Origin of the sequence: Mesorhizobium sp. M0522, assembly GCF_040321085.1 — a bacterium.
In the GTDB taxonomy this organism is placed as follows: Bacteria; Pseudomonadota; Alphaproteobacteria; order Rhizobiales; family Rhizobiaceae; genus Mesorhizobium.
In genome coordinates this window covers 40,550-64,085 of record NZ_JAMYQW010000022.1, presented here as the reverse complement: position 1 = coordinate 64,085, position 23,536 = coordinate 40,550, and the positions used below count along the sequence as shown (strand labels likewise).

General features: G+C 61.5%; 25 protein-coding genes. 22 read left to right on the top strand and 3 right to left on the bottom strand.

What is annotated here, in order from left to right; translation table 11 throughout:
* Nucleotides 1-88: 88 nt before the first annotated feature.
* On the top strand, nt 89-547 hold the full coding sequence (locus tag NKI58_RS22015; RefSeq protein ID WP_352594009.1) for a nuclear transport factor 2 family protein: 459 nt from the start codon (nt 89-91) through the stop codon (nt 545-547).
* A gap of 214 nt (nt 548-761) precedes the next feature.
* Here NKI58_RS22015 and NKI58_RS22010 read toward each other — a convergent pair whose 3' ends face one another.
* Nucleotides 762-1,721, bottom strand: a complete 960-nt coding sequence (locus tag NKI58_RS22010) for a LysR family transcriptional regulator (RefSeq protein WP_352594008.1) — start codon at nt 1,719-1,721, stop codon at nt 762-764.
* A gap of 123 nt (nt 1,722-1,844) precedes the next feature.
* Between NKI58_RS22010 and NKI58_RS22005 the strand changes: the two genes are divergently transcribed.
* The 10 genes from NKI58_RS22005 (at nt 1,845) to gph (ending at nt 11,832) form a co-directional block, all read left to right on the top strand.
* Nucleotides 1,845-2,891 (top strand): class 1 fructose-bisphosphatase, encoded by a 1,047-nt coding sequence (locus NKI58_RS22005; protein ID WP_352594007.1) that lies wholly within the window; start codon nt 1,845-1,847, stop codon nt 2,889-2,891.
* A 5-nt stretch (nt 2,892-2,896) separates the two neighbouring features.
* Nucleotides 2,897-3,769, top strand: a complete 873-nt coding sequence (locus NKI58_RS22000) for a phosphoribulokinase (protein WP_352594006.1) — start codon at nt 2,897-2,899, stop codon at nt 3,767-3,769.
* Nucleotides 3,770-3,779: 10 nt separating this feature from the next.
* Nucleotides 3,780-5,801 (top strand): transketolase, encoded by a 2,022-nt coding sequence (gene tkt / locus NKI58_RS21995; protein WP_352853747.1) that lies wholly within the window; start codon nt 3,780-3,782, stop codon nt 5,799-5,801.
* A gap of 10 nt (nt 5,802-5,811) precedes the next feature.
* The gene (gene fba, locus NKI58_RS21990; protein WP_352455612.1) at nt 5,812-6,891 is read left to right on the top strand and encodes a class II fructose-bisphosphate aldolase; all 1,080 of its coding nucleotides are present in this window, start codon (nt 5,812-5,814) and stop codon (nt 6,889-6,891) included.
* Nucleotides 6,892-6,912: 21 nt separating this feature from the next.
* Nucleotides 6,913-8,406, top strand: a complete 1,494-nt coding sequence (locus NKI58_RS21985) for a ribulose-bisphosphate carboxylase large subunit (RefSeq protein WP_502897016.1) — start codon at nt 6,913-6,915, stop codon at nt 8,404-8,406.
* An 18-nt stretch (nt 8,407-8,424) separates the two neighbouring features.
* Nucleotides 8,425-8,859 carry a ribulose bisphosphate carboxylase small subunit gene (locus NKI58_RS21980; protein ID WP_352594004.1) on the top strand — a complete coding sequence of 145 codons (435 nt, stop codon included), beginning with the start codon at nt 8,425-8,427 and terminating at the stop codon, nt 8,857-8,859.
* 7 nt (nt 8,860-8,866) lie between these two features.
* Entirely contained in the window at nt 8,867-9,805 is a 939-nt protein-coding gene (gene cbbX / locus NKI58_RS21975; protein ID WP_352622904.1) for a CbbX protein, read from the top strand.
* A 62-nt stretch (nt 9,806-9,867) separates the two neighbouring features.
* Nucleotides 9,868-10,554, top strand: a complete 687-nt coding sequence (gene rpe / locus NKI58_RS21970; RefSeq protein WP_352786741.1) for a ribulose-phosphate 3-epimerase — start codon at nt 9,868-9,870, stop codon at nt 10,552-10,554.
* Between the two features lie 22 nt (nt 10,555-10,576).
* Nucleotides 10,577-11,134 (top strand): thioredoxin family protein, encoded by a 558-nt coding sequence (locus NKI58_RS21965; RefSeq protein ID WP_352622906.1) that lies wholly within the window; start codon nt 10,577-10,579, stop codon nt 11,132-11,134.
* On the top strand, nt 11,131-11,832 hold the full coding sequence (gph, locus tag NKI58_RS21960; protein WP_352786742.1) for a phosphoglycolate phosphatase: 702 nt from the start codon (nt 11,131-11,133) through the stop codon (nt 11,830-11,832). Before NKI58_RS21965 ends, gph begins: the two co-directional genes overlap by 4 nt.
* A gap of 60 nt (nt 11,833-11,892) precedes the next feature.
* Here the strand turns inward: gph and NKI58_RS21955 are convergent, their stop codons facing one another.
* On the bottom strand, nt 11,893-12,273 hold the full coding sequence (locus tag NKI58_RS21955) for a c-type cytochrome (RefSeq protein WP_352450669.1): 381 nt from the start codon (nt 12,271-12,273) through the stop codon (nt 11,893-11,895).
* A gap of 364 nt (nt 12,274-12,637) precedes the next feature.
* On the opposite strand from NKI58_RS21955, the gene NKI58_RS21950 reads away from it, so the two are divergent.
* From NKI58_RS21950 to NKI58_RS21935, 4 genes are read left to right on the top strand one after another with little or no spacing between them, the layout of a single operon-like run.
* Complete coding sequence (locus tag NKI58_RS21950; protein WP_502897015.1) at nt 12,638-12,895, top strand: hypothetical protein; 258 nt, start codon at nt 12,638-12,640, stop codon at nt 12,893-12,895.
* Nucleotides 12,892-13,878 (top strand): ABC transporter substrate-binding protein, encoded by a 987-nt coding sequence (locus NKI58_RS21945; protein ID WP_352786743.1) that lies wholly within the window; start codon nt 12,892-12,894, stop codon nt 13,876-13,878. The genes NKI58_RS21950 and NKI58_RS21945 overlap by 4 nt, the downstream gene beginning before the upstream one ends.
* A complete protein-coding gene (locus tag NKI58_RS21940; RefSeq protein WP_352593998.1) occupies nt 13,875-14,672 on the top strand; it encodes an ABC transporter permease in 798 nt (265 codons plus the stop codon). The genes NKI58_RS21945 and NKI58_RS21940 overlap by 4 nt, the downstream gene beginning before the upstream one ends.
* Nucleotides 14,641-15,381 carry an ABC transporter ATP-binding protein gene (locus NKI58_RS21935; protein ID WP_352594024.1) on the top strand — a complete coding sequence of 247 codons (741 nt, stop codon included), beginning with the start codon at nt 14,641-14,643 and terminating at the stop codon, nt 15,379-15,381. The genes NKI58_RS21940 and NKI58_RS21935 overlap by 32 nt, the downstream gene beginning before the upstream one ends.
* A 101-nt stretch (nt 15,382-15,482) precedes the next feature.
* Here NKI58_RS21935 and NKI58_RS21930 read toward each other — a convergent pair whose 3' ends face one another.
* Complete coding sequence (locus NKI58_RS21930; RefSeq protein WP_352593997.1) at nt 15,483-15,836, bottom strand: hypothetical protein; 354 nt, start codon at nt 15,834-15,836, stop codon at nt 15,483-15,485.
* 671 nt (nt 15,837-16,507) lie between these two features.
* Between NKI58_RS21930 and NKI58_RS21925 the strand changes: the two genes are divergently transcribed.
* The 7 genes from NKI58_RS21925 to pqqE all read left to right on the top strand — a co-directional run bounded on the left by NKI58_RS21925 (nt 16,508) and on the right by pqqE (nt 23,522).
* Nucleotides 16,508-18,409 carry a methanol/ethanol family PQQ-dependent dehydrogenase gene (locus NKI58_RS21925; protein ID WP_352786744.1) on the top strand — a complete coding sequence of 634 codons (1,902 nt, stop codon included), beginning with the start codon at nt 16,508-16,510 and terminating at the stop codon, nt 18,407-18,409.
* Between the two features lie 154 nt (nt 18,410-18,563).
* On the top strand, nt 18,564-19,088 hold the full coding sequence (locus tag NKI58_RS21920; protein WP_352455602.1) for a c-type cytochrome, methanol metabolism-related: 525 nt from the start codon (nt 18,564-18,566) through the stop codon (nt 19,086-19,088).
* A 1-nt stretch (nt 19,089) separates the two neighbouring features.
* Entirely contained in the window at nt 19,090-19,953 is an 864-nt protein-coding gene (locus NKI58_RS21915; RefSeq protein ID WP_352640989.1) for a substrate-binding domain-containing protein, read from the top strand.
* A 464-nt stretch (nt 19,954-20,417) separates the two neighbouring features.
* Nucleotides 20,418-21,356, top strand: a complete 939-nt coding sequence (gene pqqB / locus NKI58_RS21910) for a pyrroloquinoline quinone biosynthesis protein PqqB (protein WP_352827550.1) — start codon at nt 20,418-20,420, stop codon at nt 21,354-21,356.
* Complete coding sequence (pqqC, locus tag NKI58_RS21905; protein ID WP_352593994.1) at nt 21,353-22,111, top strand: pyrroloquinoline-quinone synthase PqqC; 759 nt, start codon at nt 21,353-21,355, stop codon at nt 22,109-22,111. The genes pqqB and pqqC overlap by 4 nt, the downstream gene beginning before the upstream one ends.
* A complete protein-coding gene (gene pqqD, locus NKI58_RS21900) occupies nt 22,108-22,404 on the top strand; it encodes a pyrroloquinoline quinone biosynthesis peptide chaperone PqqD (protein ID WP_352853745.1) in 297 nt (98 codons plus the stop codon). Before pqqC ends, pqqD begins: the two co-directional genes overlap by 4 nt.
* Nucleotides 22,401-23,522, top strand: coding sequence for a pyrroloquinoline quinone biosynthesis protein PqqE (gene pqqE / locus NKI58_RS21895; protein ID WP_352593992.1), 1,122 nt, complete (start codon nt 22,401-22,403; stop codon nt 23,520-23,522). Before pqqD ends, pqqE begins: the two co-directional genes overlap by 4 nt.
* The last annotated feature ends 14 nt before the right edge of the window (nt 23,523-23,536 follow it).

Genomic DNA, 23,536 nt, shown 5'->3' with positions numbered 1-23,536 from the left:
CGTGCTGCTGGCCGTGGACTCTCGCGTCCGCTCGGCTCGCCACACGGTGCCTCGATCACGCCATCGAATAAGTTTGGGGAGAGGTCAAATGCTATACAGTTATTTTGTCGAGAAATCGATCCGAGAGAGCTTCGACCACGTCAACAACCATCGCTGGGATGAGGCGGTGAAGGCACTCGCGCTGCATGTCCATCACCGCGTTTCCGGCGCCCACGCGCTTGGTGGTGAGCGCCACGACAAAGAAGCCATGCGCCGCTGGTTTGAGCGCCTCGGCCGCGTCCTGCCCAATCTTCATCTCACGGTCAACCACATCTGGGTGAAGGGCTGGCCGTGGCATACCACCGTGTTTGTCCAGTGGGACGGCACCGCAACACTGCTCAATGGCGACGCGTCGTACGTCAACCGTGGTCTCCACGTGTTCACCCTGCGGTGGGGCAGAGTCTATGCACTTGAGGAATTTTACGATTCACAAGCAGCGGCCCGCGGTCTTGCCGCCCAAGCGGCAGCTGGCCTCGAAGAAGCCGTCGCCGAACCAATTGTAGGCTAGCAGACGCTCAGTCAAAGCCCACCCGTTCCGTGAACGCGGGGGCGCTACCGCGTGGCCCAGCGCTTGGAGGGCGGTCGCCTCGGCTCCGCAAATGCGTGCCACCAGCGATGTCTCCCTATCCTCGGCGCGTGGACATCGGTCTGGAGATCAAAGCCGATCAGCCACTGATATGCACCATCGTTTGTCTGAAGCGTTCGCCTGGACCGCGCGCGCCCTAAGTCGCGCCACGTTTGGTGTTCGGCTCCTCGTGCGGATAGAGCTTGCCGAACAGTGGCAGGTACATCGCGCCCTTGCGCATCAGAAAATCGTGGAAGGTCGCCATCGCCGGCGAGATCGCGTGATCGCTGCGCATCACTGAAAACCATTGCCGGCGGATCGGCATGCCGACAACGTCGAGGATAACCAGCCGGCCGGCTTCGGTTTCGGCAGCGATGGTGTGGGCAGAGATGAATGCGATACCGAGCCCGGCCATCACCGCCTGCTTGATGGTCTCGTTCGAGTCCATCTCGACGCCGAGATCGTCGATGCGGCCGGGGACGTCGCTCAGGAATATTTCCAGTGAGATGCGCGTTCCGGAGCCGGGCTCGCGAATGAGGAAATGCTCCTCGGCGATCCGCTCCTTGGAAATGTCGCGTGCCGACGCCAGCGGGTGGTCGGGCGGTGCGATGATGACCAGCGGGTGATCGCCGAAGACCGAAGCACGCACCGGGACTTCCTTGGCCGGGCGTCCCATCAGCGCGATATCGATGTCGTGGTTCTTCAGATTGTCGATCGTCTCGGCGCGGTTGCCGATGGCAAGGCGCATGTCGATATCGGGATGTTCCTTCATGAAGGCGGCCATCAGCCGCGGTGCGAAATATTTGGCCGTGGAAACGACGCCGAGCCGCAAGCTGCCGGCGCGCACGCCCTTGATTGCATCCATCTTGTCTTCGAGCAGACGAAGCCGCTCCTCGATGGCCTGTGCCGTCTCGACGAAGGCCAGACCTGCGGCAGTGGGACGCATGCCGTCCGACGTCCGGTCGAACAAGGCCAGTTGGAACTCCTCCTCCACCTGCCGCAACTGGATCGTTACCGCTGGAGGAGACAGGCCTAACACCTTGGCCGCGCTGACGATTTTTCCGTGGCTAATGATCGCCTGAACGGTCTTGAACTGCTTGAGCGTGAGGTTTCTCATATGGCATACTAAAATTTTTTTACTGCCTAAGTAAAGTTATTGAATTTTACTTATCCAGCGTCGTTTGTTCTCCTTTCCCAATCCGGCCGACCCGAGGAGAGGCGGCTGGATCGGGAGGTTACGATGCCAGCGGCAACGCTCGACGCTTTTCTGAACTCCTATCTTGGCGAGCCGGACGAACTGCGCTCCGCCGTCGTAGCGACCATCCGTCAGCTGACGCAGGCGGCCACCACGATCCGCAACACCATCAATCAAGGGGTGCTCGGCACGGCCTTTGCGGGAACCCGCGGCGCCAATGCTGACGGCGACATCCAGAAGGATCTCGATGTCTTCGCCGATGACATCTTCCTCGATGCCATGCGCCACGCTCCGATCGCGCTCTACGCTTCCGAGGAACTGGAGCAGCCGGTGCTGCTCGACAGGCAAGCGCCTCTTGCCATCGCCATCGACCCGCTCGACGGCTCATCCAACATCGACACCAACGTGTCGATCGGAACGGTCTTCTCGCTCCTCCCTGCAATTGGTGCGCCGGATGGGAATCCGGCCGCCTCCTTTTTGCAGGCAGGCGTGAACCAGCTGGGCGCCGGTTTCTTCATCTACGGCCCGCAGCTGGCGCTGGTTCTGTCGCTCGGCAGCGGTACGCATGTCTTCGTTCTCTCGACCCGGCTCGGCACCTTCGTCCAGGCCTACGAGAGCCGGATCATCCCACAGCGAACCCAGGAGTTCGCCATCAACGCCGCCAACTACCGGCATTGGGACGAGGCGGTGCGGCTCTACATAGACGACTGCCTTGAAGGCACCGAAGGCCCACGTGAGAAGGACTTCAACATGCGCTGGATCGCCTCCCTGGTCGCGGACTGTTACCGCATATTGATGCGCGGCGGCGTATTCCTGTATCCAGGCGACAAGCGCAAGGGCTACAGGCAGGGGCGACTTCGCCTCGTCTATGAGGCAAACCCGATCGCCTATCTCGTCGAACAGGCGGGCGGTGCCGCCACCGATACGATCACCCGCATCCTCGAAATCGAACCAGAGAACCTGCACCAGCGCGTGCCCATGGTTTTCGGATCGGCGCGCGAAGTCGCGCGCATCACCCGCTACCACACCGAACCGAGCGCCATCGGCGAACGCGCGCCGCTTTTCAGCCGCCGCGGCCTTTTCAGGGCCTGAAGACCATGTCGGCAAAGCACCCCATCATTACCATCACCGGGTCGTCGGGCGCAGGCACTACCTCTGTCAAGCGCATCTTCGAACTGATCTTCCGGCGCGAGAACATCGGGGCCGCCTTCATCGAAGGCGATGCTTTCCATCGCTACGACCGCGCCACGATGAAGGCGAAGGTGGCCGAGGAGGAAAAGGCGGGCAATCCGAACTTCACCCACTTTCATGCCGAGGCCAATGAGCTGGCAATCCTCGAAGAGGTATTCGAGGAATATGGCCGCCGGGGAACCGGAAAGACCCGCACCTACATCCATGACGAAGACGAGGAGAAGCAGTACGGCACGCGGCCGGGACATTTCACCGAATGGCGCGAATTTCCGCCGAGCGACCTGCTCTTCTACGAGGGCCTGCATGGCTGCGTCGTCACCGACAAGATCAACCTGGCCAGGCACGCGGACCTCAAGATCGGCGTGGTGCCGGTCATAAATCTCGAATGGATCCAGAAGATCCATCGCGACCGGGCAACGCGCGGCTATTCCACCGAGGCGGTGATGGACGTGATCCTGCGTCGCATGCCGGACTATGTCCGCTACATCGTCCCGCAGTTTTCGCAGACCGCCATCAACTTCCAGCGCGTGCCGATCGTCGACACGTCCAATCCATTCATTGCGCGCTGGATTCCGACGCCCGACGAATCGATGCTGGTTATCCGCTTCGCCAATCCCCGCGGCATCGATTTCCCCTACCTGCTTTCGATGATCCACGACTCGTTCATGTCGCGGCCGAATTCCATAGTGGTGCCCGGCAACAAGCTCGACCTTGCCATGCAGCTGATCCTGACGCCGCTCATCCTGCAATTGATCGAACGCAAGAACCGTGTGTCGTGAGGAGGACGCCATGAACAGCCAGGCAGCAGCATTGAAGCCCGTCGCCGCCGTCTCGGAACGCGACATGGCCAACGCCATTCGCGCACTGGCGATGGACAGCGTCCAAAAGGCCAATTCCGGTCATCCGGGCATGCCGATGGGCATGGCCGATGTCGCAACGGTGCTGTTCAGCCGCTTCATCAATATCGATCCGTCGGCCCCCAACTGGCCCGATCGTGACCGCTTCGTGCTGTCGGCCGGGCACGGCTCGATGCTGCAGTATGCGCTGCATTACCTGCTAGGCTTTGAAGACATGCCGATCGAAGAATTGCAGCGGTTTCGCCAGCTGGGCAGCCGCACCGCCGGACATCCGGAATATGGCCATGCGCTTGGCATCGAGACGACGACCGGCCCGCTTGGACAAGGCATTTCGACCGCTGTCGGCATGGCGCTGGCGGAGCGCATGCTGGCGGCCCGCCACGGCGCCGATCTCGTCGACCATTTCACCTACGCGATCGCCGGCGACGGCTGCCTGCAGGAAGGCATCAGCCACGAGGCGATCGATCTTGCCGGTCACCTGAAGCTCTCCCGGCTGATCGTCTTTTGGGACGACAATGCGATCTCGATCGACGGGCCCACTTCCCTGTCGACATCGATGGACCAGCCGGCGCGGTTCAAAGCCGCTGGATGGCATGTCCAGTCGGTGAACGGCCACGACACCGAAACCGTTGCGGCGGCAATCGAAGCGGCGCAGCAATCGGACCAGCCGTCTCTGATCGCCTGCCGCACGGTGATCGGCAAGGGAGCGCCCAATCTGGGCGGTTCGGAAAAGACGCATGGCGCGCCGCTGGGCGATGCGGAGATCGCCGCGACGCGCGAAAACATCGGCTGGGCCTTCGCGCCGTTCGAGGTGCCGGACGATATCCTTTTCGCCTGGCGCGAGATTGCCGGCCGCGGTCAAGCGGCACGCCGCGCCTGGGAGCAGCGGCTTGCCGCCTCGCCGCGGCGCCAGGCCTTCGAGGCCGCGGTCGCCGGCGCCCTGCCCGACGCGGTCTTCGAAGCGCTCGGCGCCTTCCGCAAGGAACATGTCGGGAAGGCCACCAAGGTTGCAACGCGAAAAGCCTCGGAAATGGCACTCGCTGCGATCAATGGCGCAACCGAACTGACCGTCGGCGGCTCCGCCGATCTGACGCATTCGAACCTGACGATCACCAAGGGTATGAACCGCATCGCGCCGGGTGACTACGCCGGCCGGTACATCCACTACGGAATCCGCGAGCACGGCATGGCCGCAGCCATGAACGGCATCGCACTGCATGGCGGCTTCGTGCCTTATGGCGGCACGTTCCTGTGCTTCGCCGACTACGCGCGCGGCGCGATGCGGCTCTCGGCGCTCATGGGCCAGCGCGTCATCTATGTGATGACGCATGATTCCATTGGTCTCGGCGAGGACGGCCCGACCCACCAGCCGGTCGAGCACCTGGCGATGCTGCGGGCGACGCCAAACCTCAACGTCTTCCGTCCGGCCGACATCATCGAAACGGCGGAGTGCTGGGAACTGGCGCTGAAGAGCGAGAAGCGGCCAAGCGTGCTGGTGCTCTCGCGCCAGAACCTGCCGATGCTGCGCCAAGCACCTAGCGACGAGCCACACAGCGACGAGAACCGGTCGAGCCGGGGCGCCTACATCCTGCGCGAGCCAGCCGGGCACCGCGCGGTGACGCTGATCGCCACCGGCTCGGAGGTCGAAATCGCGGTTGCCGCCGCCCTACGGCTGGAGACCGAGCACGGCGTCGCCGCCGCGATTGTCTCGATGCCGTGCTGGGAGCTTTTCGAGGAGCAGGACGCCGGCACCCGCAAGGCCGTCCTCGGCTCGGCGCCCCGCATTGCCATCGAAGCCGCAGCACGGCTCGGCTGGGACCGCTGGATCGGCGACACGGGCACTTTCGTCGGCATGGCCGGTTTCGGCGCCAGCGCCCCTGCCCCGGACCTTTACCGGCATTTCGACATCACGCCCGAAGCCGTCGCGGCAGCGGCGCTGAAGCTCATCATCTAGGAGGACGACCATGGCCCGCATCACCCTTCGCCAGCTTCTCGACCATGCCGCCGAGCACGGCTACGGGGTGCCGGCATTCAACATCAACAACATGGAACAGGGCCTCGCCATCATGGAGGCCGCCAGGGCCTGCGATGCGCCGGTTATCATCCAGGCCTCGCGCGGCGCCCGTTCCTATGCCAATGACATCATGCTGGCCAAGATGATGGAGGCGTTGACCGAAATCCATCCGGCCGTTCCGCTATGCATCCATCAGGATCACGGCAACAACGAGGCCACCTGCCTATCGGCGATCCGCCACGGCTTCACCTCGGTGATGATGGACGGATCGCTGATGGCGGATGCCAAGACACCGGCGAGCTACGATTACAACGTCGCCATCACCGAACGTGTCGCACGCATGGCACATTGGGTCGGCGCTTCGGTCGAAGGCGAGCTCGGCGTGCTCGGCTCGCTGGAAACCGGCCAGGGCGAGGCCGAGGACGGGCACGGCGCCGAAGGTGCGCTTTCCCATGACCAGCTTTTGACCGATCCCGATCAGGCGGTCGACTTCGTGACGGCCACCCGGGTCGACGCGCTGGCGATCGCCTGCGGTACCTCGCACGGCGCCTATAAATTCAGCCGCAAGCCTGACGGCGGTATCCTGGCCATGCAGGTGATCGAGGCGATCCACGAAAAGCTGCCCAACACGCATCTGGTCATGCACGGGTCTTCCTCCGTGCCGCAGGAACTGCAGGACATCATCAACAACTATGGCGGCGAGATGCCCCAGACCTTTGGCGTCCCGGTCGAGGAAATCGAGCGCGGCATCCGCTACGGCGTGCGCAAGGTCAACATCGACACCGATTGCCGAATGGCCATGGCCGGGCAGTTCCGCCGCGTTGCGACGGAGGACCCGCGCGAATTCGATCCGCGTAAATTCCTGAAACCCGCCATGGACGCCCTGCGCGACCTTTGCCGCGATCGCTTCGAACGCTTCGGCACCGCAGGCCACGCGTCGAAGATCAGGGTGATCGCCATGGATGAGATGGCGAAACGTTACGCCGCAGGAAAGCTCGACCCCCAAATCGCAACCGCGAAAGCCGCCTGAGCGGCAAACAGGAGACCTGCCATGAACAAGATCGACATGCCCTCAGCAGGCACGCTCAAGGAAGGCAAGGAACGCTACAGGTCGGGCGTCATCCCCTACAAGAAGATGGGCTACTGGGAGCCGGACTACCGGCCCAAGGAGACCGACCTGATCGCCATGTTTCGGATCACGCCGCAGCCCGGCGTCGACCACGAGGAAGCAGCCGCAGCCATCGCCGGTGAATCCTCTACCGCGACATGGACCGTGGTGTGGACCGACAGGCTGACCGCCTGCGAGCTCTACCGCGCCAAGGCATTCAAATCCGAGCCGGTCCCGAACACAGGTCCAGGCACCAGGATCGAGCAACAGTACTTCGCCTATATCGCCTACGACCTCGACCTGTTCGAGCCCGGCTCCATCGCCAACCTGACTGCATCGATCATCGGCAACGTGTTCGGCTTCAAGGCCGTCAAGGCCTTGCGGCTCGAGGACATGCGCATCCCGGTGGCTTACCTCAAGACCTTCCAGGGCCCGGCGACCGGCATCGTGGTGGAACGCGAGCGGCTCGACAAGTTCGGCCGGCCGCTGCTCGGCGCAACGACGAAGCCGAAGCTTGGCCTGTCCGGCCGCAACTACGGCCGCGTCGTCTACGAGGCGCTGAAGGGTGGCCTCGACTTCGTCAAGGATGACGAGAACATCAACTCACAGCCCTTCATGCATTGGCGCGACCGCTTCCTCTACTGCATGGAGGCTGTGAACAAGGCGTCGGCCGCCACCGGCGAAGTCAAGGGCCATTATCTCAACGTCACCGCCGGCACGATGGAGGACATGTACGAGCGCGCCGAATTTGCAAAACAGCTTGGCTCCTGCATCGTCATGATCGACCTCGTCATTGGTTACACGGCAATCCAGTCGATGGCCAAGTGGGCACGCCGCAACGACATGATCCTGCACCTGCACCGGGCCGGCAACTCGACCTATTCGCGCCAGAAGAACCACGGCATGAATTTTCGCGTCATCTGCAAATGGATGCGGATGGCCGGCGTCGATCACATCCATGCCGGCACGGTGGTCGGCAAGCTGGAAGGCGACCCGCTGATGATCAAGGGGTTTTACGACACGCTGCGCGAGGAGCGCACGCCGAAGAACCTCGAAACCGGGCTGTTCTTCGATCAGGACTGGGCCTCGCTCAACAAGGTGATGCCCGTCGCCTCCGGTGGCATCCATGCCGGCCAGATGCACCAGTTGATCCATTATCTCGGCGAGGACGTCATCCTGCAGTTCGGCGGCGGCACGATCGGCCATCCGGACGGCATCCAGGCCGGCGCGACGGCCAATCGCGTCGCGTTGGAGGCGATGATCCTCGCCCGCAACGAGGGCCGCGACTATCTGCGCGAAGGGACCAAAATCCTCGAACAGGCGGCCAGATGGTGCACGCCGCTCAAGGCGGCCCTGGAGACGTGGAAGGACGTCACCTTCAACTACGAATCGACCGACACGGCCGACTTTGTGCCAACCGCAACGCCGAGCTTCTAGACGAAAGGAACCGTCGCCATGATGACCAATCCCGGAAACAAGGTCACGCAGGGACAGTTTTCGTTCCTGCCCGAGCTAACCGATGAGCAGATTTCGGCGCAGATCAAATACGCGCTGAAAAACCACTGGGCGGTCAGCGTCGAATACACGGACGATCCGCATCCGCGAAACACCTATTGGGAAATGTACGGCAACCCGATGTTCGACCTGAGGGACCCGGCGGGCATCCTGCTTGAAGTCAACAATTGCCGGAAAGCCATGCCCAACATGTATGTCCGGGTCACCGCCTTCGATTCGACCAAGGGCTGGGAAGCACCGCGCATGTCATTCATCGTCAACCGGCCACCCAATGAACCCGGGTTCCGGCTGCTGCGCCAGGAACGTGACGGCCGCAGTCAGAGCTATTCGATCGTGCCTTATGCGACCGACAGGCCCGAAGGCGAACGGAGCTAGGCGAACCATGCTGGACGCGATAGCAAAGAGCGCTGCCGCGCAGGGCGAATCGGTTGATCTACAGGCCGAGTTCGAGGCGTCCAACATCGACGAGGTGATGGACAAGCTCGACCGCGAACTCGTCGGCCTGAAGCCCATCAAGAACCGCATCCGCGAGATCGCTGCGCTGCTCCTGGTCGACCGGCTTCGCCGTAAGTTCGGGCTGATCTCTGGCGCACCGACGCTGCACATGAACTTTACGGGAAATCCCGGTACCGGAAAGACCACCGTGGCGCTCAGAATGGCCGAAATCCTGCATCGTCTTGGCTATGTCCGCGAAGGGCATATGGTCGCGGTGACGCGCGACGATCTCGTCGGCCAGTATGTGGGCCACACCGCGCCCAAAACCCGCGAAGTGATCAAGCGCGCCATGGGAGGGGTGCTTTTCATCGACGAGGCCTACTATCTCTACAAGCCCGAGAACGAACGCGACTACGGCCAGGAATCGATCGAAATCCTGCTGCAATGCATGGAAAACAACCGTGACGATCTGGTTGTGATTCTTGCCGGCTACAAGGACAAGATGGACCGCTTCTTCGACAGCAATCCCGGCATGCGCTCGCGCATCGCCCACCACCTCGACTTTCCCGACTACGGCGTCAGCGAACTCAAATCGATCGCCGAGATCATGCTGGCGGAACAGAATTACCGGCTCAGCGAGGCGGCGGCCAAGGCGCTCGAAGAGTATCTCCCGATCCGCATGCGGCTGCCGCATTTCTCCAACGCCCGCTCGGTCCGCAATGGGCTCGACCGGGCGCGGCTTCGCCAGGCCAGCCGGCTTTTCGCGTCGCGCGACCGGGCGTTGACGAAAACTGACCTTATCACCATTGAGGAATCCGATATTCGCGGCAGCCGCGTGTTCGCGGAAGGCAAGCTCGAAGGCGAACCGGACACGAAGGCGCGCTGACAAAATGACGCCGGTTGGTGTGCAGCGACCGGAAACGGACGACAGAATGGGAGCCGACGATCATGGATACCAAGACAATCATCGCGCCCTCGGTGCTTTCCGCGGACTTCTCGCGGCTCGGCCACGAGGTCGAAGCGGTCGTCCGGGCGGGTGCCGATTGGATCCATCTCGATGTGATGGATGGCCATTTCGTGCCCAACATCACCTTCGGTCCGCCGGTGGTCAAGGCGATCCGTAATCGAACGGACAAGGTCTTCGACTGCCACCTGATGATCGCGCCGGCCGACGCCTATCTCGGCGCCTTCGCCGATGCCGGCTGCGACATCATTACGGTGCATGCCGAGGCCGGACCGCATCTCGACCGTTCGCTGCAGGCAATCAGAAATCTCGGCAAGAAGGCCGGCGTGTCGCTGAACCCGTCGACGCCGGAAAGCGTCATCGAATATGTGCTCGACCGGCTCGATCTTGTGCTTCTGATGACCGTCAATCCGGGCTTCGGCGGCCAAGCCTTCATTTCGGCTGTCGTCGACAAGGTCAGGCGGGTCAAGGCGCTGATCGGCAACCGCCCGATCGACATCGAAATCGACGGCGGCGTCACCCCCGAGAGCGCTCCGCTGGTCACCGCGGCCGGCGCCAATGTGCTGGTCGCCGGCTCGGCCATCTTCAAGGGTGGCACCGAGGCTGCCTATCGTGCCAATATCGACGCCATCAGGCAGGCGGCCGACGGGGCGATCCGGAAAGCCGCGTAAACCGTCACATCGGAGTGCAAATATGGCGGCAATCCCACCTGTCTGCGATTTCGGCTGGCAAGCCACTGATGCCGTTATGCCCGGCGTCGACGGCACATCGCATTCGATTTTCAGCCACGCCGGCCCGAACGGGCTGGTGGTGGCCTTCATCTGCAACCACTGCCCCTATGTGAAGGCGGTGATTTCACGGATGGTGCGCGACGCCAATGACCTCAAGGCCGAAGGCATCGGCTTCGTCGCGATCAACTCCAACGATAGCGACGCCTATCCAGATGATTCCTTCGACAACATGAAGCTCTTTGCCAGGACGAACGGCTTCACTTTCCCCTATCTCCATGACGAGCACCAGACGGTGGCGCGTGCCTATGGAGCCGTTTGCACCCCGGATTTCTTCGGGCTCAACAGCGAGTTGACGCTGCAATATCGCGGCCGGCTGGACGCGTCGCGACGCGACGCCGAATTGCCCGGGCTGAGGCGCGACCTGTTCGAGGCGATGAAGCAGGTTGCCCGAACCGGCGACGGACCGCTTGACCAGATCGCTTCGATCGGCTGTTCGATCAAGTGGAAGGATGCTGCATGAACGTCGGCGCAGGCAGGCCGTTTCGCTCGCGCAAGGCGATCCTGTTCGATCTTGACGGCACACTGGTCGATTCGGCGCCTGATATTGCGGCCGCCGTCAACGAATTGCTGGCCGGACGCGATCTGCCGCCGCTGCGCCTGGATCAGGTCAAGGCCATGATCGGCGGCGGCATCAGGAAACTGGTCGAAAGGGCCTTCGCGGCTTCCGGCACGCCGCTCCTCGGCATCGCGCTCGATGAGGCCAACCGCGTCATGGCGGCGATCTATCGCAGGCATCTGACCGGCCGCACGAGGCTGATGCCTGGCGTCAGGGAGGTTCTCACGCACTTGCATTTGAGCGGAATAGCCATGGCCGTGGTGACCAACAAGCCGCAGCTGGCGGCTCGCGAAATCCTGCTGCATTTTCGGCTGACGGACTATCTCGGCGCGATCATCGGCGGAGACGCGGTGACATACTTGAAACCGGCGCCAGACGCGCTGTTGCTGGCGCTCGACCTGCTTCAGGTCGAACCTCGTGACACGCTGATGGTCGGAGACAGCAGCGCCGACGTGGCCGCCGCCCGCGCCGCCGGCATGGCAGTCATTCTGCTGCGTGGCGGATACAGCCAAATTCCCGTTGAAGAGCTTTGCGCCGACCTCGTTTGCGACAGCCTGTTCGATCTGCCGTCAGCGATGCGAAGGCTGCAAGACGCTGCGTGACCCATGCGCAAAGCCGAGCCAACGCCGGCCGAGCGCAATCCAACGGCCGGCGGTACCGCGTTATTTTGAGAATTGCTTCAGATAAGCAATGACGTTGGCGATGTCCTCGTCTTTCTTGAGGCCGACAAACGCCATCTTGGTTCCTTTGACCATCGCCTTGGGATCGCGAAGGTAGGTCGTCAGCGTCGCCTCATCCCATTTGACGCCGGACTTGCCGGCCTCGGTCATGGCCTTGGAATAGCTGAACCCCGGGTGCGTCCCGGCCGTTCGGCCGATAACGCCGTTCAAGGACGGACCGACCTTGTTCTGGTCCTTGTCTGCGACGTGGCAGACCTTGCATTTGGCGAAGACCTTCTCACCCGCCGCGGCATCCTGTGCCTGAGACTGGGTAGTGACAAAGGTGGCGACGGACACGGCGGCGAAAAATGCGACTGCGCGCATGGCATTTCCTCATTGATCGTGTGAGTGCCCGGGACACTTTACGCGTGTCGATGCCTTGATCGCCGGCATTCGTTTTAAAGCGGGAGAGCGAACTATTCGTCCTTCCTCCCCGGACTGGCAGCACCTGCACGCCTCGAAAAGCTAGACTGCCGATGAAGGAAGTCAATCGTACAAAGGTCCTGTTTCGTTTCCCGACTGCGCGAAGGGAAGTGTGTAGCGACACGCGGTCCATATCATTGACGCCTGTTGGCCGAACGCGTAGCCTCCCTCCAACCGGTTTGCTGTTTGGGCACCTTCAGGAATCCGCGCAACTCCAAAGCACGAACTCTGGAGAGTTCGCCGCGCAGGCGACGATAAGTGCCAAATGGACATGGTCGATCTCATATTAACGGTGTGCCTTAGCGCCAATCCGGGCAATTGCCGAGATGAACATCTCTATTTCGAGAGCCGCGGCTCTCTGTTCCAATGCATGTTCCTATCGCCCGCCGAGATCGCAAAATGGTCTCAAGGAACATCCGAGTCTCAAGGTCGTGCGCTGGAAATGTGCCGTTCCGAGCAAGGAACGATCGATTTGATCGACATTCCTGGTTCGTCGACGACCCTAAAAGAGGAGACGCCATGATGATTTCGCGGCGCACGACGCTGCGATTGGCGGCTCTGGGTGCCATCCTCGCCTCAAAGCCGGTTGCCGTCTTTGCGAAAGCTAAGGTCCGAATTGGTGTCCTGAAGTTCGGCACCGTGAGCTGGGAACTCGATACGTTGAAACGCCACAAGCTCGACGAGGCCAACAGGATCGATCTGGAAATCGTCTACTTCGCCGGGGAGGATGCGACCAACGTCGCGCTGCTGGCCGGCGCGATCGACATGATCGTGACCGATTGGCTGTGGGTCTCGCGCCAGCGCTCCGAGGGCGGCGACCTTACATTGGCCCCTTATTCGACCGCCGTAGGGGCAATCATGGTGAGGGAGGAATCGCCGATCCGGACGCTCGCCGACCTCAAGGAAAAGAAAATCGGTGTCGCCGACGGCCCGCTCGACAAGAGCTGGCTACTGGTCCAGGCGCTGGCCAGACGCGATCACGGCCTCGACCTGCCGACAGCCTGTGACGTCGTCTTTGGCGCGCCGCCGCTGATTTCTGAAAAGGCGATGCAAGGCGAACTCGATGCCGTGCTCAATTTCTGGCATTTCTGCGCCCGGCTCGAGGCCAACGGCTTTCGTCGGTTGATCGGCGCGGATGATGCGGCGAAAGCGCTTGGTGCCTCGGGCCCCGTATCGGCGCTCGGCTACGTCTTCCACGACCAATGGGCGAACGACAATCCGGATGCCGCCCGAGGCTTCGTCAAGGCCTCCAAGCAGGCCAAGGAGTTGCTGGCCAGATCCGATGAAGAATGGCTGCGCCTGGCGCCGCTCATTCGCGCAGAAGGCAAGGAGCTGGAAAAACTGCGCGACCGCTATCGCCAGGGCATCCCAAGACGGCCGGTCGCCGAAGAAGCGGCCGATGCGGGCAAACTCTATCACGTGCTGGCCGCGATAGGCGGCGAGAAGCTGGTTGGCAGGGCGCCCGAGATGGCGCCCGGCACGTTCTGGCCGGAACTCGCGAAATGACCGCAACGGAAGACAAGTCGGGTCGATCCGGCTTTGCGACGCCGCTGACACCAGCGCTGACGGTAACGGTTTCCCTGATTGGACTTTGCCTGCTGTGGGGCCTCGCGGCTCATCTGTGGCAAAGCCGTGCTTTCCCCCCACCAGGGCAGGTCTGGCAGGTACTGCTCAGGGAAGCGGCGAGCGGTGACCTTTTTTATCATCTTGGCGCCACGCTCGGACGGGTTGCTGCGGCGTACGTCGCCGCAATGATTATCGGCTCGGTCATCGGCGTCATCCTCGGAAGCTACCGCGGTGCGGACCGGTTCTTCAGTCCGTGGGTGGTCCTGTTTCTCAACATTCCCGCGCTGGTGGTCATCGTGCTCGCCTATATCTGGTTCGGCCTCAACGAGGCGGCGGCGATTGGCGCAGTTGCCGTGAACAAGATCCCCAATGTCGTGGTGACGATGCGCGAAGGCGCCAGGGCGTTTGATCCGCGTTATGCCGAAATGGCCGCCGTCTACCGCTTCGCCCCACTCGAGCGCATCCGCCATGTCCTGCTGCCGCAACTGCAGCCCTATTTTGCCGCGGCCTCGCGGTCCGGCATCGCCCTCATATGGAAGATCGTCCTGGTGGTCGAACTGCTCGGCCGCTCCAATGGCGTCGGTTTCCAGATCTATCTCTATTTCCAGCTCTTCGACGTCGCCGCCATTCTCGCGTACACGCTGGCTTTCGTGGCGGTGATGCTTGTCATCGAACTTCTCCTGGTGCAGCCCATTGAACGACATGCAACCCGTTGGCGCCGCCGTCCCGCTTAGGGTCGACATCGCCGAAAAGACCTTCAGGTCCGCGCAAGGTGTGTCGATCACGGCGCTTCAGGGTCTGTCCTTCGAGGTCCGGCCGGGCGAATTCGCTTGCCTGTTTGGGCCGTCGGGCTGCGGCAAGACCACGACGTTGCGCATCCTGCTTGGACTGGACAAAGACTTTTCCGGCTCTTTCCAACTGCCGCAAGGCGGCTCGAACCGCATCGCCGCCGTGTTCCAGGAGCCTACTTTGCTGCCATGGCGGACGGTGGAGCAGAATGTCAGGCTGGCGCTGCCGAAAAGCCTAAGAGCGAAGAGTCTCGACGAGCTGTTTGACACTCTCGGCCTCGCCGGCATGCGCTCGCTCTATCCGGCGGAGCTTTCGCTCGGCCTTGCGCGCAGGGCAGCGCTTGCCAGGGCCTTCGCCACCGAACCGGCGGTACTTTTCCTGGACGAACCCTTTGCCTCCATCGACGAACAGACCGCCGAGCGGCTTCGGCAATTGCTTTTGACCGTCTGGTCAGCGCGGCCTACGACCGCCTTGATGGTAACCCACAATCTGCGCGAGGCACTGATGCTGTCGGACCGCATCATCGTGCTTGCGCAGCGCCCTGCCCATGTGCTCGGCATGTTCGACGTAGGCTTGCCGCGGCAACATCGCAACCCACAGGTGATGAGCGACCTTTTGCTGTCGTTCCAGCAAAAATTTCCGGGCGTGGCCTGATCGCCTTACGGCTCGAATGCGGATTGCAAGGTATTTCGCAGCCAATGGCCAATAAAACGGCGAGACTGTGAGGCACCGCCACGCGCGCCTGTTTCGCCTGATTAAAAGCAACGTACGTCGGCTTCAGCCTGCGCGCGTTTCAGTTCCGTGCGCGCCGCCTTCGCTGGCGCGCTTTCGCGAAACAACCCTGCGGCCTCCCCTGTCGTCAGCGACATGCTTTTGAAGGTCTCCGCCCTCTCATAGTGATCGTAAGGAAGGATCGAGGCGATAACATCGATCGAGCAGGAACAGCTTTCAAGCGCCTGACGTGTCTGGCCATTTGTTTGCATGCAGCCGAGCACGTAGTCGGCAATCGTTGCCGTCGGGTAGTCTCCCGCGGCGCTGGCCAAGTTCGCAAAGGCCAGCGTCGCCGCAAAGGCCACCGGCAAGGTGAGAGATCCAACAGACCTTATCATGAGGAACCTCCAGTTGGCCTGGACACCATGCATCCAGACGGGATCATCGCTCCAATTGGCGACGTGCCGCAAAGCCAGTCAAGCTCCCATGGCCTGCGTATACGACCAAAGGAGGAATGCCCTATCGACCGACAAGAGCCAGCTTCATGACCCCCTGCGCACCCTCTTTCACGCGTTCATTTCATGCGTCGCTCACTATCGGCAGCCAGCGAGATGCACGCATACTTACTCCGAGGTGCCTCGTAGAATATATCGAAATAAAGTCAAATGTGTATCACCTTGAGAATACGGGAACAATATGGCTGCTATATATGTCGCAGCTGGCGGCCATCCTCTTATTAGTTTTTTACCCGATGCTTATTTTACTTGTTTCTAAATATTGCATCGCACCATAATCGATATTGCAGCGCAACGACGCATTGTAGGTTTTTGCTTGCCTGGTCTTTTACGATGACATAGCTTTTCCCTGTTTCCGGCTTCAAGAGCGCCACCGTCATCAGGGAGCGGCGGCAGTCTTTCGAAGACCAAGGGGGGCGGGCGGTAACGGTGCCCTCTGCTTCGGGGTAGGTCGTGACAGCTGCCGGAAAATAACTTCCCAACATGAATTGCTTGGGCAGGCCCCTGTGGGGCTTGACGGTCGATTCTTCACTGTGAACCCGGGAGGATTTTGGATGCGTGTACTTGCGAAAACTACCTACATACTGACGACCGCGGCGTTTTTATCGCTCGGCGCTGCCTATACGGCTTCGGCCAATGAAGACCTTGCAAAGCTCGCATCGGATGCGAAGAACTGGGCGATGCAGACGGGTGACTACGCCAACACCCGCTATTCCAAACTCAACCAGATCACTGCGGACAATGTGAAGAACCTGCAGGTCAAATGGAGCTTTTCCACCGGCGTGCTGCGTGGTCACGAAGGCGGGCCGCTGATCATCGGCGACGTGATGTATGTCCATACGCCTTTCCCAAACAACGTCTTTGCTCTCGACCTCAAGAATGACGGCAAGATCCTGTGGAAATACGAGCCCAAGCAGGACTCGAACGTCATTCCGATCATGTGCTGCGACACGGTCAATCGCGGTGTCGCCTATGGCGACGGCAAGATCATTCTCAACCAGGCCGACACCACCGTCGTCGCGCTCGATGCCAAGACCGGCAAGGTCGTCTGGTCTGTCAAGAACGGCGACCAGACCGACGGCGGAAAAGGCGAATCCGGCACGTCGGCACCCGTAGTCATCAAGGACAAGGTGCTCGTGGGCGTCTCCGGTGCTGAATTCGGTGTTCGCGGCTGGCTGGCCGCCTACAATCTGAAAGACGGCAAGCTCGCCTGGAAAGCCTATTCGGAAGGTCCTGATGCAGACACCCTTCTCGATCCCGAGGAGACGACTCATCTCGGCAAGCCTGTCGGAAAGGATTCCGGCACGAACACCTGGGAAGGCGAACAGTGGAAGACGGGCGGCGGCACGACATGGGGATGGTATTCCTATGATCCCAAGCTGAACCTGGTCTATTACGGCACTGGCAATCCCTCGACGTGGAATCCGGTCCAGCGCCCAGGCGATAATCGCTGGTCCATGACAATCATGGCTCGCGATGCGGATACCGGTGTTGCCAAATGGCTCTACCAGATGACCCCGCATGATGAGTGGGACTATGACGGCATCAACGAGATGATTCTCGTCGATGGCATGGAAGTCAACGGCGCCAAGCACGACGTGCTGGTGCATTTCGACCGCAACGGCTTTGCCTACACAATGGATCGCGCCACCGGCGAACTTCTCGTCGCCAAAAAATACGATCCGGCAGTGAACTGGGCGACGGAAGTCAACATGGATCCCAAGAGCGACCAGTATGGCCGCCCGCAGGTCGTCGCCAAGTATTCGACCCAGCAGAACGGCGAAGACACCAACTCGACCGGTATCTGCCCGGCCGCGCTTGGAACCAAGGACCAGCAGCCGGCCGCCTACTCGCCGAAGACCGGGTTGTTCTACGTGCCGACCAACCATGTCTGCATGGACTATGAGCCTTACAAAGTGAGCTACACCGCCGGTCAGCCCTATGTGGGCGCCACCGTGTCGATGTATGCGGCGCCCGGCGGTGACGGCAACATGGGCAACTTCATTGCCTGGGATGCAGCCAAGGGTGAGATCGTCTGGTCGAAGCCCGAGCAGTTCTCGGTGTGGTCGGGCGCATTGGCGACAGATGGCGACGTCGTCTTCTACGGTACCCTCGAAGGCTACATCAAGGCGGTCGATAAGGACGGCAAGGAACTTTACAAGTTCAAGACCCCGTCCGGCATCATCGGCAACATCACGACCTATGAGCATGACGGCAAGCAGTACGTCGCCGTTCTGTCCGGCGTCGGTGGATGGGCCGGTATCGGTCTGGCAGGTGGCCTGCTTTCGCCCGATAACGCCGCTGCCTGGCATGGCGCCGTCGATCAGGGCCGTGCGCAGGGCGACGAGACCGCGGTCGTTGGAACCGCTGGTCTGGGTGCCGTCGGCGGTTACGCGGCACTTGCCGACTATACGACGCTGGGTGGTCAGCTCACCGTCTTCGGCCTCCCGGACTGATAACCGGGAAGAGCCTTACGACTAGGTTCGAAAACGAGAGCCCGGGTCACCCGAAGCCGGGAACTGGGCTCTCGATTACGCGCGCACCCAAACACCGATCAATGCCGCTGCACGACGGCAGCCAGTGTCCCTGGCAAATGAAGGAAGAGTCTGAATGATCGTCCGCATTGCAGTTTCCGCTCTCGCCCTGGTCCTGCTGCCTCTGGCCAGCTCAAGTCTGGCACGGGCCGAAGACAGCATGGAAAAAGCCAAGGCGGTGAAGCAAGAAGGAGGCAAATATGTAGATGCGGACGGAAATCCGACCTACAAGATCGAAAACGGAACCGTCGATTGGTACACGTTCAGCGGGTACCGCCGGTATCACTCCGATTGCCATGTCTGTCACGGACAGGACGCAACAGGTTCGAGCTATGCGCCTGCCCTGGTCAATAGTCTAAAAACCATGGATTACGCCACGTTCCTGTCGATCGTCGCCGAGGGCCGCAAGAATGTCGGCGGCGGCAAGGAAAACGTCATGCCTGCCTTTGGCGACAACAAGAACGTCTATTGTTACCTGGACGATCTCTACGTCTATCTGCGCGCGCGCGCCGATGGCGCGGCACCCCGCGGCAGGCCGCCCAAGCACGAAAACAAGGCTCAGGCAGCCAAGGATGCCGAAGCATCCTGCATGGGTGGATGATATGATCGGCTGCACTGCATCGAAGCTGCGCGTCGTTCTGCCGATCCTCGGCGCCCTCGCCTTGCTGCCGTCGAACGTTCTGGCGCAAAATGCCGGGCTTGGCGCTGCGGGCGAACTGGTCGATCCCGACATTCTGCGCGTCTGCGCCGATCCCTCGAATATGCCCTTTACCGACAAGAACGGCCAAGGCTTCGAAAACAAGCTGGCTGAACTGGTTGCCAAGAAGACGGGGCGGAAATCAGTCGCTTACACGTGGTTTCCCACTGTCACCGGCTTTGTGCGAAACACGCTGGGGGCCAACCGATGCGACATCATCATGGGCTACGCCCAAGGCGATGAACTGGTGCAGAACACCAATGCCTACTACCGCTCCGCCTATGTGCTCGTATACCCCAAAGGCAACGGCATGGAAGGCATCGAGACGATCGAAGACCCGAAACTTTCCGGCAAGAGAATCGGCGTCGTCGAAAGCACGCCGCCAACCGCCAACATGGCCGCCAACAAGCTTCTGCGGACCGCCAAGATCTATCCACTCGCGGTGGATACGCGCATCACTCCGTCCATGGGGGAGGTCATGATCAAGGACATGCTCGCCGGCAAGATCGACGCGGCGGTCCTGTGGGGGCCGATGGCAGGTTACTATGCCAAGGAACTCGGAGCCGATGTCACCATTGTTCCGCTGTTGAAGGAAAAAACCGGCTCGCGCATGTCCTACCGCATCACCATGGGCGTACGTCCGTCCGACCAGGAATGGAAACGAACGCTCAACCGGGTGATCAGGGAAAACCAGCCGGAGATGACCAAGCTCCTGCTGGGTTACAATGTGCCGCTGATCGACGAGCACGACAATCCGATCACGCAATAGTTGGGATGGGTCAGGAGGAGGAAAAACCCAGGCGATGAACAATTGAAGAGAAAACTACAGCTACTTTCGATAGTTTTGTTTTTCGGGCCTTTCAAAACCTTGTGTTTCATTTGTCCATTTGAGAACGTGATGGACGAGCCATTGCTTCGGTGCCCTGCAATGGTTGGCTAACCACCGGATCGGCCCCTTCGGGCTGGTAGAAGAGGAGAAATGTTATGAAGAAGAGCTGGACAAAACCGACCATGTGTCAGGTTGCTGCGGGCTTTGAAATTTCGCGGTATCTGCCTGCTGAAATTACTCCCAAGAAGTAGGCCGCAGAGGTGCGTGTCCCTGGCAACAGGGGCACGCATCCCCTTGCCGCATGGGATTTTCGTGAAAGATTTTGAGGCACGCAAAGCGGGCGGGCCGTTTTTTGCGGCTGCAAATTGGCTGCTGGTCAGAGAAGCCGCGGGGCGGGCGTTTTCATGCGCTTGAGAATCATTGGATCGGCGGCCGGCGGCGGCTTTCCGCAATGGAACTGCAATTATCGTCTGAGCCGTGCGGCTCGCACCGGGGTAGCTGGCGTGCATTCACGAACCCAATCGAGTGTCGCCGCGTCAGCGGATGGGCTCGGCTGGGTTCTGTTCAACGCGTCACCCGACATTCGCCAGCAGATCGCGGCAACGCCTGAATTGCAGCCCGCGCACGATGCGCCGCTGCGCTCGACGCCTATTCGCGCGGTGGTGCTGACCAATGCCGATGTCGATCATGTCGCCGGCCTGCTCAGCCTGCGTGAGCGGCAGCCTTTCGCTATCTATGCAACGACACAGGTTCTGGCGACGCTGGAGGCGAATTCGATTTTCAATGTCCTCGATCCGGCGCTCGTGCCGCGACGCATCTTGCCACCGGCGCAAGGACTGGCGATCTGCGACGCAGACGGCCACGACACCGGGGTGGCTGTCGAGAGCTTTCCCGTGCCCGGGAAGATAGCCCTCTATCTCGAACAAAGAGGCCAGCCGGATGCCAATTTCAGCTCCGATGCCGGCGACACGATCGGCGTCCGTATCGCCGGTGCCGGCAGTCGCGGCTCCATCTTCTACATCCCCGGCTGCGCCCGCATCGATGCGACCCTGCGCACGCGTCTAGCCGATGCCGCATGCCTTCTGTTCGACGGCACGGTCTTCACCGACGACGAGATGATTGCTGCCGGCGTCGGCCAAAAGACCGGTGCGCGCATGGGGCATCTGGCAATGTCGGGAGACGCAGGGTCGATCGCCAGCTTGGCCGATGTGAGGATCGGCCGCCGTGTCTTCGTCCACATCAACAACACCAATCCTGTTCTGGACGAGAATTCTGCCGAGCAGGCAGCAGTCAAAGCGGCTGGCTGGGAAGTGGCCCGCGACGGGATGGAGATGGACCTTTGAGTGATTTCCACGACGCAGCCAGCAACGGCCTGTCCTCAAGCGAGCTCGAAGCCGTGCTGCGGCAGGTCGGTGCCGAGCGCTATCACAACCGCCATCCTTTCCATCACAGGATGACCAGCGGTGCGCTGTCGCGGACCGAGATGCAGGCCTGGGCGCTGAACCGCTATTGCTATCAGGCGGTCATTCCGCGCAAGGACGCCATGATCCTCGCTCATGCCGAGGATCCGGCGTTTCGTGCCGCCTGGCGCAAACGCATCGAGGATCATGACGGCGAGGACGGCTGGAGCGGCGGTATTGCGCGCTGGTTGCACCTGGCGACCTCGCTCGGTCTCGATGCCGACGCGGTGAAGAGCGAAAGGCTGGCCCTGCCGGCGACCCGTTTTGCGGTTGGCGCTTACCTCTCCTTTTGCACGAACCGGACCCTGCTGGAGGCGGTCGCGTCGTCGCTGACCGAGATGTTCTCGCCGCTCATCATCGGCGAGCGGGTACCCGCGATGCTGGCCAGATACGATTATATCACCGAGGACACGCTGGCCTATTTCAGCCGACGGCCCGAACAGGCCTCGCGCGACGCCGACTTCGCGCTCGCCTATGTGCTCGAACATGCCGACACGGCGGAACGTCAGCAGCAGGTGATCGATGCACTGGTGTTCAAATGCGATATACTCTGGGCCATGCTCGACGCGCTTCAACACGCCTATGGCGAGCCGGGCAGTATCCCGCCCGGCGCCTTCCGTCCGGAGGCAGCCCAATGATGGCACTGCGCGAAAGAGCCATGGTGTCGCCGCAGTCGGTTCCATCGCTGCCGAAGCACGTGCGCATACAGTATGACTCCGTGCGCCAGGCGTTCGCGGTGCTTTCGCCCGAAAAGGTGTTCTGGCCGAACCACATCAGCCTCGACATATTGCGCCGCTGCGATGGGCGGCCCACGGTCGGCCACATCATTGCCGGCCTTGCCGCGGATTATGATGCCGAACAGGAGGCCGTGGCGGCCGACGTCATCGCCTTCCTGCAGGAATGGTCGGACAAGCTGCTGGTGAAGCTATGAGCGAGCCCATTCTCCCTCCGATCGGCATGCTGGCGGAACTGACGCATCGCTGCCCGCTGCAATGCCCCTATTGCTCCAATCCACTCGAATTGCTGAAGGCCAATCGCGAACTCGACACGCAGAGCTGGCTCGACCTATTCTCGCAGGCCGCCGATCTTGGCGTTCTCCAGGTGCATCTGTCCGGCGGTGAACCGACGCTGCGTCGCGATCTCGAGCAATTGATCGCCGGGCTTTCGGCGCGCGGCGTCTACACCAACCTGATCACCGCCGGTGTCGGCATTGCGGATGGCCGCATCGAGGCATTTGCCGAAGCCGGGCTCGACCATCTGCAACTGAGCTTTCAAGGTGCACGGCCGGCGACCACCGAGCGCATCGGCAATCACAGGGGCAGCCACGAAAAGAAGCTGGAAACGGCACGCCGCGCTCGCGCGGCCGGCTTGCCGCTTACCATCAACGCGCCGATCCATCGCCACAATATCGAGGAGGTACCGGAATTCATCGATCTGGCCCTTTCGCTGGGTGCGGAGCGTCTCGAGATCGCCAACGTGCAGTACGCCGGCTGGGCGCTGACCAATCGCGATCAACTGATGCCCGAGCGTGCTGCCGTCGACCGGCAGGCGGAGATCGTCGCGGCGGCGCGCGAACGGCTCACCGGCAACATGAACATCGATTTCGTCACGCCGGATTATTTCGCCATCTATCCCAAGCCGTGCATGGGCGGCTGGGCGCGCGACGCCTTCATGGTGACGCCGGACGGCACCGTACTGCCATGCCATGCCGCCCAGACCATCCCGTCGCTCGGCTTCGAGCGTTTTGGATCACGCAGCCTGGCCGCGATCTGGACCGATTCCCCGGCATTTAATGCCTTTCGAGGCACGGACTGGATGCAGGAGCCCTGCCGCAACTGTGAGCGGCGCGAGATCGACTGGGGCGGCTGTCGCTGCCAGGCGATGGCAATCGCCGGCGATGCCGCCGCGACGGACCCGGCTTGCGCGAAATCGCCGATCCATGCGCGCATGGCAATGCTGATCGACGAGGCCCAGCGCGCTGCGACGGTTCCTTCGAAGGACGAACCATTCGTCTACCGGCGCATTGGCGTCGTCACCGAGCCCGCCTGACTGCCGACCTATTC